We start from the raw sequence: 12,964 nt of genomic DNA on the forward strand, positions 1-12,964 counted from the left end.
CGCTCGCTCCGCGGCGCCGGAACGCTCCGCAGGCTCGGTGGCGTCGTTCGTGTTGACGGTTCGCTCCGCAGGCTCCGCTCACGCGCGGCTCCCTAGCAGCGCGTCGGCGACCCGCCAGATGGCGGCCACCTTCGACGCCTTGACCAGTACCACGTCTCCGGGACGCAGCTCGGTGTCCAGCAGCGCGACGGCCGCTTCCACATCGGGCACCAGCACGGGCTCCTCTCCAGTTCCTGTCCCCTCGAGCCTGGCGCCGTGCTGGATGGCGCCGGCCTGCTCATCGACTACCACCAGACGGTCGATGCCCAGCCGGGCCGCGAGCCGTCCGATCCCCTCGTGCGCCTCGGCACCCGAATCGCCGAGCTCACCCATCACGCCGAGCACCGCCCACGTGCGGCGCTCCCCGTTCGGTCCGGCCATCCTGGCAAGCGTGCGCAGTGCCGCCGCCATCGACTCCGGGTTGGCGTTGTAGGAGTCGTTCACGACCGTGACGCCGTCGTCCCGGGTCGTGACCTCCATGCGACGTGCCGAGCGGCGCTGTGCTCCCGACAGCGTCGCCGCGATGTCCTCCGGTGTGGCGCCCAGCTCCAGCCCCACGGCGGCGGCGGACAACGCGTTGCCGACGTGGTGCGCCCCGTGCAGCCCGAGGGTGACCGGGACGGTGCCCTTGGGCGTGACCAGCTGGAAGGTGGCCCTGGCCTGCTCGTCGAGCTGGACATCGTGTGCCCTGATGTCGGCGTCCGCACTGGTGCCGACCAGGACGACCCGTGCCCTGGCCCGCTCGGCCATGGCGCGGACGAGCGGGTCGTCCGCGTTGAGGATCACGACGTCGGTCGCCGCCTCGGCCAGCTCGCCCTTGGTCTGCGCGATGCCCTCACGGGAGCCGAACTCGCCGAGGTGCGCGGAGCCGACGTTGAGCACGACGCCGATGTTGGGCGGCGCGACCTCGCACAGGGCGCGGATGTGGCCGGGGCCGCGGGCGGACAGCTCCAGGACGAGGTGCCTGGTGGTCTCGTCGGCGCGGAGGACGGTCCAGGGGTGGCCCAGCTCGTTGTTGAAGGAGCCGGGCGGGGCGACTGTGGGGCCGAGCGGCTCGAGGACCTGGCTGATGAGGTCCTTGGTGGAAGTCTTGCCGGACGACCCGGTCACGCCGACGACGGTCAGCGCGGGCAGCCGGTCGACGACGGCCCGCGCGAGCGCGGCGAGACCGGCCAGCACCGCGGCGCCGGACCCGTCGGTGTCGCCTGCCAGGGCGACCGACCGGGTGGGCGCGTCGGCGACCGACGGCACGATGACCGACGGCGCGTCGACCTCACGCGCGGCGAGCACTCCGGCGGCGCCCTTCGCGACGGCCGCGGCGGCGAAGTCGTGCCCGTCGACCCGCTCCCCCGGCACCGCGACGAACAACCCGCCCGGCCCGATCTCCCGCGAGTCGAACTCCACGGGCCCGCTGACGGCCTCGTCGCCGGTCGCGTTGTGCACCCGTCCACCGGTGGCGGCGGCGATCTCGATGAGCTTCAGCGGAATCATGACGCGCCCTCGCCTGCCCCGCCCGACGCTATCCACATGGCAACGAGCAAACCGTCCATCCTGCTCCCTGGACCCTTACGAAAGTCCCATTCGTTGCTGCATGAACCCGGGTGAGAGTCCCATTCGTGCGTCCAGCCGCAGGTCGGCTGCCATCCTTGGGTCGCTCCGCTCACTTGTCTGCCTCCAGCCGGGTGCGGATGGCGGCCTCCAGCTCGTCGAGGTCGGAGAACGGATGCACCACCGCGTCGATCTCCTGGCCTGTCTCGTGGCCCTTGCCCGCGATCACGACGACGTCGCCCGGCCCGGCCCGGTTCACCGCCTCGGTGATCGCGGTCCTGCGGTCGCCGATGTCGAGGATGTCGCCGCGTTCGCCGGGCGGCACCGCCTCGGCGCCCGCGCGCATGGCGGCGCGGATGGCGGTCGGGGCCTCGGTGCGGGGGTTGTCGTCGGTGACGATCAGCAGGTCGCTTCGCCGGGCGGCGGCCTCGCCCATCATCGGGCGCTTCTCGACGTCGCGGTCGCCGCCGCAGCCGAGCACGACGATGACGCGCCGGTCGGTGCGGGCCCGCATCGCGTCCAGCGCGAGCGCTACGGCGGCTGGCTTGTGGGCGTAGTCGACGACCGCGGTGTAGTCCTGCCCGAGCACGACGCGTTCCATCCGCCCCGGCACCTGGACGGCGGCCAGTCCTGCCGCGATGTCGGCCGCGCCGACGCCGACCTCGTGCAGGCAGGCGGCCGCGACCAGCGCGTTCGCGATGTTGAAGCCGCCGGGCATCGGCAGGGTCACGGGCATCTCCAAGCCGCCTGGGCCGTGGACGACGAACGCCTGTTCACCGGTGACGGAGGTCGTCACGCCGCTCGCGGTCCAGTCGCCCGCGCCCTCGGTCGCGACGGTGACCGTCTTCGGGGTGACCAGCCGCCTGCCCCACTCGCCGTCGACGCACACGACCTCGGCGCTGGAGCGGCCGTCGAACAGGAGGGCCTTCGCCTGGAAGTAGTCCTCCATGGTCGGGTGGAAGTCCAGGTGGTCGCGCGAGAGGTTGGTGAACGCGCCGACGCGGTAGCGGGTGCCGTTGACGCGGCCCATCGACAGCGCGTGGCTGGACACCTCCATGGGCGCGTGCGTCACGCCGCGCTCGACCATCACGGCGAGCAGCGCCTGCAGGTCCGGGGCCTCCGGGGTGGTGAAGGCACTGGCCAGCCGTTCGCCCGCGATGCGGGTCTCGACCGTGCCGACCAGGCCGGTGGTGATCCCGGCGGCCCGGAGGCCGGCGTCGATCATGTAGGTGGTGGTGGTCTTGCCGGACGTGCCGGTCACGCCCATGACCGCGAGACGCAGCGACGGCTCGCCGTAGATCCAGGCGGCCATCTCGCCGAGGACGCGGCGCGGGTCGTCGTGGACCAGCACGGGGACGTCCCGCAGTGCGGGCCGGGCCGCGCCTGCCGCGTCGGTGAGCACCGCGACCGCACCGGCGCGGACGGCGCCCTCGGCGAAGTCGGCGCCGTGGACGTGGGCGCCGGGGAGCGCGGCGAACACGTCGCCGGGCAGCACGTGCTGCGCACGGAGCGTGATGCCGCTGACGGGCAGCTCGTGGTCCGGCGGCCGGAGGGCGCGCGCGTTCGCCCGCGCCACCAACGTGGTGAGCGGGACTGGCGTGATCCTGACGGGGCGAGGCGGTGCCGTGACAGCCTTGCCAACAAGCTTGGCGGGCACGTCGCGGAAGGTTACCTGCGCACGCAGGGCGATCAAGGACACCCTGGTGCGGACGCCGTGTCGGGTTCGGCTAGACGGCGGGCGGCAGCCTCGGCAGCGAGTCGCCGGACGCCACGAGCCCGGTCTTCTTCCTCGGTGTGCGCACGACTATCGCGGCGACGACGCCGCCGATCAGTCCGGAGACGTGGCCCTGCCAGGACACGCCGGTGGCGCCGATACCGACCGCGCTCCACATGTAGGACCCGTAGGCGATGGCGATGCCGACGGAGACGAGCACGTCCGCGGGCCGCCGGTCGACGAGTCCGCGCAGCAGCAGGTAGCTGAAGTAGCCGAAGACGACACCGCTCGCGCCGATCGTCACCGTGCCGACGGGTGAGGTGAGCCAGATCCCGAGGCCGCCGACCACGATCACCACGACCGTCATCAGCAGGAACCGCCTCGGGCTCGGGATCGCGGCGATGAGTCCCAGGCTGAACAGCGGCAGCGCGTTGCCCATGAGGTGCTCGGTGTTCCCGTGGACGAACGGCGCGGTCACGATGTTGACCAGGCTGCCCGCGTCACGTGCGACGATGCCGCCGGCCTGCGTGAGTTCCCGCCCGGTGGCCGCGTTGACCAGCTCGACGATCCACAGGATCGCGAGGAACCCGACGTTGAGCGCGGCCGCCCGGCCCAGCGGGCTGGCCAGCGACCCGTCGTCGTCCTGTGCCGGAGTCGGTCGCGGGCTCGGCAATGTGCTCACGCCGGGACACTATTCGGCGCCCGCGCGCGGCGAGAAGCTCGCGACGATCACGTTTTGCGGGCCACGCTCGCCTCGATCCCGTCGAAGAAGGTGCGCAGGCCCGAGCGGAACGACTCCTTCGTCGACTGCTCCAGGTACGACTGTGTCTCGTCGTCCATCGCGAAGGCGTCCGCCCCGGCCAGCTTCGTGACCATGGGGAAGCGCTCGGCGAAGTCGGGGGCCATCTCGGTGAGCAGGGGCGCGCGGGCGTGCCACCACTCGTCGTCACTCGTGCCGGTGCTCGCGGCGGCGTCCTTGGCCTCCGCCACGACCTGCGTCACCCCGCGCACCAGCTGGAACAGCGCGCCGGTGAGTCGTCGGACCTCGACGGGTTCGAGGCCGGTCTCGAACATGATCCCGAAGACCGTGTCCAGCAGCACGTACTCGTTGGGCCCCAGCACGGGCCGGGCCTGCGAGACGGACAGCACCCAGGGGTGGCGCAGGTAGAACGCCCACATGTCCTCCGCCCACTCGGTCAGCGCGGCCCGCCACCCGTTGCCCAGGTCGTAGGCGCGGTGGGTCTCGGCGATCACCGTGTCGTACATGAGGTCGATGATCTCCATCTTGCTGGGCACGTACGTGTAGAGCGCCATGCCGGTGCGCCCGACGCGCTGACCGACCGCACGCATCGACAGCGCCGACATGCCCCGCTCGTCGGCGATGTCGATGGCGGCGGCGACGATCAGCTCGACGGTCAGCGCGGGCTTCGGCCCCGGCTTCGGTGACTCCTCGCGCTCCGCGCGCCAGAGGAGCTCCATGACCCGCCGCTGGTCGCCCTGCCCGGCATACACCACCAACTTGCGTCTCCTTACCACGTAAAGTATCGTCGCCTGCATCACTTTACACCATAAAGAGAGAGGCGGCGATGGGAAGCACAGCGGCCGACAGCCACGACCGGATCGAGGTGCGCGGCGCCAGGGAGAACAACCTGGCCAACATCTCGCTCGACGTGCCGAAGCGCAGGCTCACGGTGTTCACCGGGGTCTCGGGCTCCGGCAAGTCGTCGTTGGTGTTCGGCACCATCGCGGCCGAGTCACAGCGACTGATCAACGAGACGTACTCGGCGTTCCTGCAGTCGTTCATGGCGGCACCGAGCCGTCCCGACGTCGACGGCTTACGCAACCTGTCCACGGCGATCGTGGTCGACCAGGAGCGGATGGGCGCGAACTCGCGGTCCACCGTGGGCACGGCGACGGACGCACACACGATGTTGCGGATCGTGTTCAGCCGCGTCGGCGACCCGTACGTCGGCCCGTCCACGGCGTTCAGCTTCAACCTGCCCGACGGCATGTGCCAGGAGTGCGAGGGCATCGGCAAGGTCAACTCGATCGACGTCGACCAGCTCGTGGACAGGGACCTGTCGCTGAAGGAGGGTGCCATCACGGTGCCCAACTTCGCGGTCGACTCGTGGTACTGGCAGTCGATGGCGCACTCGGGTTTCGTCGACCCGGACAAGAAGCTGCGGGACTACACCGAGCAGGAGTGGGCCGACTTCCTGCACAAGCCGGCCACGAAGATCAAGTACGGCACCATGAACACCAACTACGAGGGCCTCGTGGTGAAGGTGCAGCGGCTGTACCTGTCGAAGGAGAAGGAGGCGGTGCAGCCGCACATCCGCGCGTTCATCGAGCGGGCGGTCACGTTCAGCCAGTGCCCGGTGTGCCGGGGCGCGCGGCTGAACGAGGCGGCACTGTCGTCGCGGATCGGCGGCCTGAACATCGCCGAGTGCTCGGCCATGCAGATCAGCGACCTGGCGGCGTTCCTGCGCGGCGTGGACGCCCCGTCCGCCGCCCCGCTGCTGAGGACACTGGGAGAAACGCTCGACTCGCTGGTGGAGATCGGCCTCGGTTACCTGTCGCTCGACCGCGAGTCCGGCACGCTGTCCGGCGGCGAGGCGCAGCGCGTGAAGATGGTGCGGCACCTGGGTTCCGCCCTCACCGATGTCACGTACGTGTTCGACGAGCCGACCGTGGGCCTGCACCCGCACGACATCCAGCGGATGAACGAGCTGCTGATCCGCCTGCGGGACAAGGGCAACACGGTGCTCGTGGTGGAGCACAAGCCGGAAACCATAGAGATCGCCGACCACGTGGTGGACCTGGGCCCCGGCGCTGGCCCGGCGGGCGGCCGGCTCTGCTACACGGGTGACGTGGCGGGTCTACGGGCGTCGAACACCCTGACAGGCCGTCACCTGGACCACCGAGTGAAGCTGCGTTCGCGGTTCCGCACCCCGACAGGCTCGATCCCGATCCGGGAGGCGTCCCTGCACAACCTGCGCAAGGTGAGTGTGGACGTGCCACTGGGCGTGCTGACGGTGGTGACCGGTGTGGCAGGCTCGGGCAAGAGCTCACTGATCCACGGCTCACTGTCCACGAGGGACGACGTGACGGTGGTGGACCAGGCCCCCATCCGAGGCTCGAGGCGCTCGAACCCGGCGACGTACACGGGCCTGCTCGACCCGATCCGAGCGGCGTTCGCGAAGGCCAACGGCGTGAAGGCGGCGTTGTTCAGCGCCAACTCGGAGGGCGCGTGCCCCAAGTGCAAGGGCATTGGCCTGGTGTACACGGACCTGGCGATGATGGCCGGCGTCGCGTCGGTGTGCGAACAGTGCGAGGGCAGGCGCTTCACCCCGGAGGTCCTGCGCTACCTGTTGCGAGGCAAGAACATCAGCGAGGTACTGGCCATGCCGGTAACCGAGGCCCGCGACTTCTTCCCCAGCGGCAACGCCCGAGCGATCCTGAACCGGCTGGCAGAGGTGGGCCTGGGCTACCTGACGCTGGGCCAGCCACTGACAACCCTGTCAGGCGGTGAGCGCCAACGAGTAAAGCTGGCCATCCACATGGCGGAAGGTGCAGGCACGTACATCCTGGACGAACCGACGACAGGCCTGCACCTGGCAGATGTGGACAACCTGCTGGCGCTGCTGGACCGCCTGGTGGACAACGGAAACACAGTGATCGTCATCGAACACCACCAGGCAGTGATGGCCCACGCGGACTGGCTGATCGACCTGGGCCCGGGCGCGGGCCACGACGGCGGCCAGGTGGTGTTCGAAGGCACGCCGGAGACCCTGGTGAAAACCGGTGACTCACTGACGGCACAACACCTGCGCAAGTACCTGGAGCGCCCATGAACACGCTGGTAGCTCCACTGACCGTGGAGCAGGTAGAGCCCCTGACCCCGAGGATGACCCGCGTAACCTTCACCGGCGACGGCCTGTCGACACTGGAGACGTGGCCAGACCAGCAACTGAAACTGCTGTTCCCGCCGAAGAACCGCCCACTGGTGTTGCCGGCGGCAAAGGCGGAGGGCGACGGCATGTCGTGGTACCTGGCGTACCAGTCCATGCCGGTGGAAGACCGCCCCACCATGCGAAGCTTCACGGTTCGCTCCCTGGCAGACGGTCGGATGACCATCGACTTCGTCCTACACGAACACGGCGGCCCGGCATCGACGTGGGCCAGAACCGCCGCGCCGGGCGACGTCCTGGGAAGGTACGGCCCGGCAGAGGCGTACCGCCAGGAGTTGGCCCTGGACGCGTCATGGGTCCTACTGGCGGGCGACGAGACCGCACTACCGGCCATAGGTTCGCTACTACCCCGTCCAGGAGCCAAAGTACTGGTGGAGGTAGCCGACGAGGCTGAGGAACAACCCTTGCCGGGCGTGACGTGGCTACACCGGAACAAGTCCCCACACGGCCAACGACTGACAATGGCGGTGGAGAACCTGGAGATCCCGCCAGGATCGGCGTTCGCGTGGTTGGCAGGCGAAGCAACGATGGTCCGCGCCCTACGCAGATCGCTGGTCGCAAAAGGACTCCCGAAGACCGCCATAGAGTTCACCGGCTACTGGCGTGCCCGCCTGACACAGGACGACGCACCAACAGAGGCAGACATGGCCGACGCACAGGAACGGATAGCGATGTCCCAGTGAAGGCCTGGCCACGGCAAGCGTCTGGCTGCAGCAAGCGTCTGGCCTCGGCGAGGGACTAGCCGCAAAGAGGGCCTGGCCGCAGCGAAGGCCTTGCTGCGGTGGGGCCTGTCCGCGGTGAGGCTCCGGACGGGGTCCGGGGTGAGGAGGACCGCCGGGGCCGGAGGGTTGGAGGGCCGAGGTGGCAAGCCGAGGTGGCAGGCCGAGGTGGGGGCGGGTCTGGGTGGGTGAGAGCGAGTTTTCGACGCGGGGCTGAGTTGGCGAGACCGAGTCGGACCAATCTGGGTTGCCCAGCCTCTCAACGCCACCACCCGATTGCACTGAAGGACGCCTTCATAACGCCCAGCGCAACGAAGGACGCCTTCATAACGCGGGGGCGGGCCCCCCGACCAAACTCACCCCGTCCCAAACCGTGGCCTCCACCACCCGGCCCCCGCCCCACCCCACCCACCTGAACGACAACCGATCAGAACCCAGCCCGCTGCAACTCGTCCAACAGAGCCGGCTTCCGCGCATGCCGAGCCTTCAACTCGGTCACAAAGCCAGAGATCGACTCACCCGAGGTCGCGGCCGCCTTGGACAACTCCTGCAGCAGGATCCCCGCCTCCCGGTACGCGTCCCTCCCCCCACGGGACAAACTCGCCTCCACCAACGCCCGATAAGCAGGCACCACCTCCGCCGGGTCCGTCATCCCCCGCCGCCGGGCCACCTCCACCCCCACGCAGTCGTGCTTGACGGCCGTCTCCCAGGCCTCCTCCACCTCGTCGTCATCCAGCAGCGCGCCCACCAGCTCCGCCGGTGCCGCCGCCATCACCGCCAGCGCCCACGACCTCAGGCCCGACCACGTCCCCGCCTCGGTCGCCGTCTCCCTCAGGCAGGCGTAACAATGCCGGGTCGGCGCCTCCCTCAACGCCGCCTTCCTCAGCTCTACCGCGTCCTCCCCACGCCCTCCCGCCAGGTACGTCTCCACCAGCAAGCCCGTCAGCGACTGGTCCTTCGCAGCGCCTTCTTCCGCCCAGTCGATCGCCTCGTCCATGCGGTTCGCCTCACGGAGGGTGATCACTATCGCCCGGTACGCCTTCGGGGACGGCAGGTCCTCCGCCAGTGCCTCGATCATGGTGTCGGCGTCGCCCGTGCACCTGGCCAGTTGTTCCCGCATCAGGCGCAGCGTTGCCGGATCCGCTTCCGATTCCGTCAGCAGCCTTCGGTATTCCGCAATTCCCGACTCGGCCAGCGCGGATGTGAAGTCGGAGATGTCCACAGTCGGCCACGTCGTCCACGCCAGGCGCAGCTTGAACAGCCACGACGCCAGTTTGACGGGGTTCGGTTTCGCTTCGGCGCACGCCTTCGCGTACAGCTTCACCGCCCGCCGGCAGATTCCCGACACCGCCCCCACCGGGTCGTCCACCGCCCCCATCGCCGACGCCAGCAGCTCCACCGCGTGCCGTGCCAGCGGCCTCGCCTCCGCCGCATGACCGGCGTCCACCAGGGCCTGGACCGTGTCCAGCACGTCCTTCGCCCGTGCCACGTAGTCGGCGTCCACGAAGGCCTTCACCTTCAGCGCCTCCTCCAGGTGACGGCGCAGCACCGCCACCTGCGGCGTGCCGGTGGTACCCGCCCTCAGCATCAGCTGCCGGTACAGCGTCGCGTCGCGCCGTGCCTGTTCCAGCAGCAAACCCACCAGCTCCTGCTGGTCGAGCGTCTGCAGATACGTCTCCAGGTCCGCTTCTCGCGGCTGCGTCCCGTCCGCCAGCACCACCAGGCCCACCGCCACGCAGTGCTTGCAGAAGTTGCCCTCCAGGCCGTACGGGCACTGGCAGTCCCCCACCAGCCCCTCGTTCTCCCGACCCAGCCACACCTCGTAGACGTCCTTGCCTCTCACGCTCGCGCACACGCCGAGCGCAGTCGGACGCAGTTCCCCCACCTCCGGCACGTAGTCGCGGCCACGTTCGAAGCTTGCTTCGCCCGCCGCGGTGCGTAGGTCGTCTTCGGTGAACCAGGCCATGGGGGAATTGAATCGTATGGGACCGACAATGAGCGTTTCAGGCCCGCATGAACGTCGCGATCTCCTCGCCGAGACGACCGCCTGCGTCCTCCTGCAGGAAGTGGCCCGCGTTCTCGATCGTGGGATGCGTCGAACCGGCCGCGCCAGGAATGTGTTTACGCAGAATCGGCGCCATCGGGCCGGTGATCGGGTCGCTGTCGCTGAACGCGCACAGGAACGGCTTCTGCCACTGCCGCAGCACCTGCCACGCGGCCAGGTTCGCGGGCGCCGCCGGGTCCTCCAGCGACACCGGGACCAGGCCCGGCATCGTCCTCGGGCCCGCCTTGTGCTCCTCCGTCGGGAACGGGGCGTCGTACGCGGCCCTGACCTCGTCCGGCAACCTCGTCCGGCAGCCCGACTGCACGAAGCGGCCTATGTCGAGGACCTCCGCCTTCTCCACCGCCCTGCGGAACTCCCACCACACCGCGGGCATGCCGTGCTCGCCCGTCGGCAGGCCCGTGTTCGCAGCGACGATCCTGGCCACGCGTTCCGGGTGCTCCGCCGCGAGCCGCAGGCCGATCAGCCCGCCCCAGTCCTGCCCGACGACCGTGACGTCGGTCAGGTCCAGCGCGTCGAAGACCAGTGCCCGGGTCCATTCGACGTGGGCGGCGTAGGTGTGCGCCGCGGCAGGTGGCTTGTCGGAGCGGCCGAAGCCGACCAGGTCCGGGGCCACCGACCGGATCCCCGCCTCGGCCAGGACCGGCATCACCTTGCGGTAGAGGAACGACCAGCTCGGTTCGCCGTGCAGGAGCAGCGCCACCGGACCGTCCGAGGGACCGCTCTCCACGTACGCCATGCGCAGGCCGTCGACCGACTCGTACGCCGGCTCGTACGGGAAGTCCGGCAGCGACCCGAACCTCGACTCGTCAGTACGCAGCACCATGCCGGTCACACTACGACGTGATGAGCGGGACCACCGGGCTCTCTTCCTTCGACAGCGGGATGTTGTACTTCTGCGCCAGGTGGGAAGCCACGTCGTGGAACAGCGGCGCCGCGGACTTGCCCTCCGGGGGGCCACCGAAGTAGTGCGGGCGGTCGATCATGATGCCCACCACGAACCTCGGTGCGTCGGCCGGGAAGATGCCGGCGAACGTGATCCAGTAGTCCTCCTGGCTGTAGCCGGTGCCGTCGTCCTTCGTCTGCTGCGCGGTGCCGGTCTTGCCGGAGATCTGGTAGCCGGTGAGCGCGGCGGGCACGCCGGTGCCGTTGTTCAGGCCCCCGCCCTTCTGGACCACGGCCCGGAACATGTCCCGTACGGTCTTCGCCGTCTTCGCGTCCACCACCCTGACCGGCTTGGCCGCGGGCTCCGGGATCCGCTTGCCGTCCGGCGTGACGCGTGCCGCCACGATCCTCGGCGGCACGCGCACGCCGTCGTTCGCGACCGCCTGGTACATGCCGGCCATCTGCAGCACGGTCATCGACAGGCCCTGGCCGATCGGCAGGTTGCCGAACGTGGAACCCGACCACTGGCCACGCGGGGGCACCCGGCCGGCACTCTCGCCCGGCAGGCCCACGCCCGTCCGCTTGCCGAGCCCCAGCTTCTTCACCAGGTCCGAGAACCGGTCCTCACCGCACTCCTGGGCGAGCATCAGCGTGCCGACGTTCGACGACTTCGCGAAGATGCCCGTCGTCGTGAACGGCTGGGTGGGGTGGCTCCACGCGTCCTCGATCGTGCGGTCGGCGACCCGGATCGAGCCCTTCACCTGGTGCACGTCCAGCGGCGAGGTGATGTTGTAGTCGATGGAGCACAGCGCGGTGATGATCTTGTTCACCGAGCCGGGCTCGAACGGGGTGGTCGACGCCGGGTCCCCCATCAGCGCCGGGTCCCAGCCGGACTGGCTCGGGTCGAACGTCTTGTCGTCGGCCAGCGCGTAGATCTCGCCGGTCTTCGCGTCCATGATCACCGCGCTGCCGCCGCGGGCCTGCGCCTTCGCGACGTAGTCGGACAGCGACTGCTGCAGGAAGTACTGGAGGTCGGCGTCGATGGTCAGCTCGATGCTCGAGCCGTCGACCGCGGGCTTCACGTCACGCTCGGGACCCGGGATGACGACGCCGTCGTTGCCCTCCTCGGTCGCGACGGTCTGGCGGCCGGGCGTGCCGGCGAGCTGGTTGTCGCGCAGTCCTTCGAGACCGGCCAGACCGTGCAGGTCGTGCTTCTCCGGGTCGGGGTCGTCCGTGCGCCAGTTCGCGACACCGATGATGTTGGCGGCGGTCGTCTTGCCCGGGTACTCCCGGTCGGCGCGGTACTCGGTGATGAGCGACGGGAACTCCTGCTGCAGCTCCCGTGCGACGGCCGGTTCGACGTTGAACGCCAGGTACAGGAAGTCCTTGTCCGAGCGCAGCTTGCCGAGCAGCTCGTGCTCGTCGACGTGCACCTTCCGCGAGACGCCCTTCGCGATGGCCTCGGTCTCGGTGTCGTAGTTCAGCGGCGTGCCCTCGGTCTTGCCGTCCTTGATGTTCTTGTTGTACGTCGCGACGTCGTCGCGCATGGCGTTCGGGCGGAAGGCGAGCGCCCTGGACTCGACGCTGAAGGCGAGCTGGACCCCGTTCCGGTCGACGATGGAGCCGCGCTTGGCCGGCAGGTCGATCTCGGTGGTGCGCTGCCGCTGCGCCTTGGCGGCGAGAGCCTCTGCCTCGAACCCCTGGACCTGGACCAGCTTGAGCCCCGCCGCGACCAGCGCCGCGATGAGCAGGAACCGCACGGTGATCACCCGGAGGTGGTGGTTGGCCTGCCTCCTCTTCTTCCTCGGCAGCCGCCGAGGTCCCACGGGCCGCCGGTGGACCGGCGGTAACGGCCGCCCCGAACCGTGGACGGCACCCCGGGGCGGCAGCCCACCACGGCCACGCGAGGGCACGCCCGCGGCGGCGACCCGCTGCACGGGACGTCGAGCGGGCGCGCCGGGGCGACGACCGGGGTGCGGCCGGTCGATCCGGGGCTGGCCGGGCATCAGCAGCCTCCCCGGGCCCT

The 12,964-nt window shown here is 69.9% G+C and carries 9 protein-coding genes; 2 read left to right on the forward strand and 7 right to left on the reverse strand.

From position 1 onward, the window contains the following. Positions 1-78 precede the first annotated feature (78 nt). The 4 genes from CLV71_RS28565 to CLV71_RS28580 form a co-directional block, all read right to left on the reverse strand. On the reverse strand, positions 79-1,530 hold the full coding sequence (locus CLV71_RS28565) for a UDP-N-acetylmuramoyl-tripeptide--D-alanyl-D-alanine ligase (RefSeq protein ID WP_133905950.1): 1,452 nt from the start codon (positions 1,528-1,530) through the stop codon (positions 79-81). Positions 1,531-1,699: 169 nt separating this feature from the next. Beyond that, complete coding sequence (locus tag CLV71_RS28570; RefSeq protein ID WP_133905951.1) at positions 1,700-3,244, reverse strand: UDP-N-acetylmuramoyl-L-alanyl-D-glutamate--2,6-diaminopimelate ligase; 1,545 nt, start codon at positions 3,242-3,244, stop codon at positions 1,700-1,702. Positions 3,245-3,314: 70 nt separating this feature from the next. Beyond that, positions 3,315-3,983, reverse strand: a complete 669-nt coding sequence (locus CLV71_RS28575) for a rhomboid family intramembrane serine protease (RefSeq protein ID WP_208297793.1) — start codon at positions 3,981-3,983, stop codon at positions 3,315-3,317. Positions 3,984-4,030: 47 nt separating this feature from the next. Further along, positions 4,031-4,816: a TetR/AcrR family transcriptional regulator gene (locus tag CLV71_RS28580; RefSeq protein ID WP_341771678.1), complete on the reverse strand. Its 786-nt coding sequence runs from the start codon at positions 4,814-4,816 to the stop codon at positions 4,031-4,033. Between the two features lie 71 nt (positions 4,817-4,887). Here CLV71_RS28580 and CLV71_RS28585 point away from each other — a divergent pair, with 71 nt between their 5' ends. Beyond that, a complete protein-coding gene (locus CLV71_RS28585; protein ID WP_133905953.1) occupies positions 4,888-7,155 on the forward strand; it encodes an ATP-binding cassette domain-containing protein in 2,268 nt (755 codons plus the stop codon). Beyond that, positions 7,152-7,955: a siderophore-interacting protein gene (locus CLV71_RS28590; RefSeq protein WP_133905954.1), complete on the forward strand. Its 804-nt coding sequence runs from the start codon at positions 7,152-7,154 to the stop codon at positions 7,953-7,955. The genes CLV71_RS28585 and CLV71_RS28590 overlap by 4 nt, the downstream gene beginning before the upstream one ends. Positions 7,956-8,418: 463 nt before the next feature. On the opposite strand, the gene CLV71_RS28595 is transcribed toward CLV71_RS28590, so the two are convergent. The 3 genes from CLV71_RS28595 to CLV71_RS28605 are packed head-to-tail and all read right to left on the reverse strand — an operon-like array spanning position 8,419 to position 12,944. Then, positions 8,419-9,957: an SWIM zinc finger family protein gene (locus CLV71_RS28595; RefSeq protein ID WP_133905955.1), complete on the reverse strand. Its 1,539-nt coding sequence runs from the start codon at positions 9,955-9,957 to the stop codon at positions 8,419-8,421. Between the two features lie 37 nt (positions 9,958-9,994). Next, positions 9,995-10,879, reverse strand: a complete 885-nt coding sequence (locus tag CLV71_RS28600) for a haloalkane dehalogenase (protein WP_133905956.1) — start codon at positions 10,877-10,879, stop codon at positions 9,995-9,997. Between the two features lie 10 nt (positions 10,880-10,889). Then, on the reverse strand, positions 10,890-12,944 hold the full coding sequence (locus CLV71_RS28605) for a peptidoglycan D,D-transpeptidase FtsI family protein (protein ID WP_133905957.1): 2,055 nt from the start codon (positions 12,942-12,944) through the stop codon (positions 10,890-10,892). Positions 12,945-12,964 lie beyond the last annotated feature (20 nt).

The sequence above is a fragment of the Actinophytocola oryzae genome, assembly GCF_004364325.1.
Classification (GTDB): Bacteria; Actinomycetota; Actinomycetes; order Mycobacteriales; family Pseudonocardiaceae; genus Actinophytocola; species Actinophytocola oryzae.

Bases quoted from the DNA above. Each gene is read 5' to 3' on its own strand.
- CLV71_RS28565 (WP_133905950.1), bottom strand. From the start codon at position 1,530: ATGATTCCGCTGAAGCTCATCGAGATCGCCGCCGCCACCGGTGGACGG.
- CLV71_RS28585 (WP_133905953.1), top strand. From the start codon at position 4,888: ATGGGAAGCACAGCGGCCGACAGCCACGACCGGATCGAGGTGCGCGGC.
- CLV71_RS28590 (WP_133905954.1), top strand. From the start codon at position 7,152: ATGAACACGCTGGTAGCTCCACTGACCGTGGAGCAGGTAGAGCCCCTG.
- CLV71_RS28595 (WP_133905955.1), bottom strand. From the start codon at position 9,957: ATGGCCTGGTTCACCGAAGACGACCTACGCACCGCGGCGGGCGAAGCA.
- CLV71_RS28600 (WP_133905956.1), bottom strand. From the start codon at position 10,879: ATGGTGCTGCGTACTGACGAGTCGAGGTTCGGGTCGCTGCCGGACTTC.
- CLV71_RS28605 (WP_133905957.1), bottom strand. From the start codon at position 12,944: ATGCCCGGCCAGCCCCGGATCGACCGGCCGCACCCCGGTCGTCGCCCC.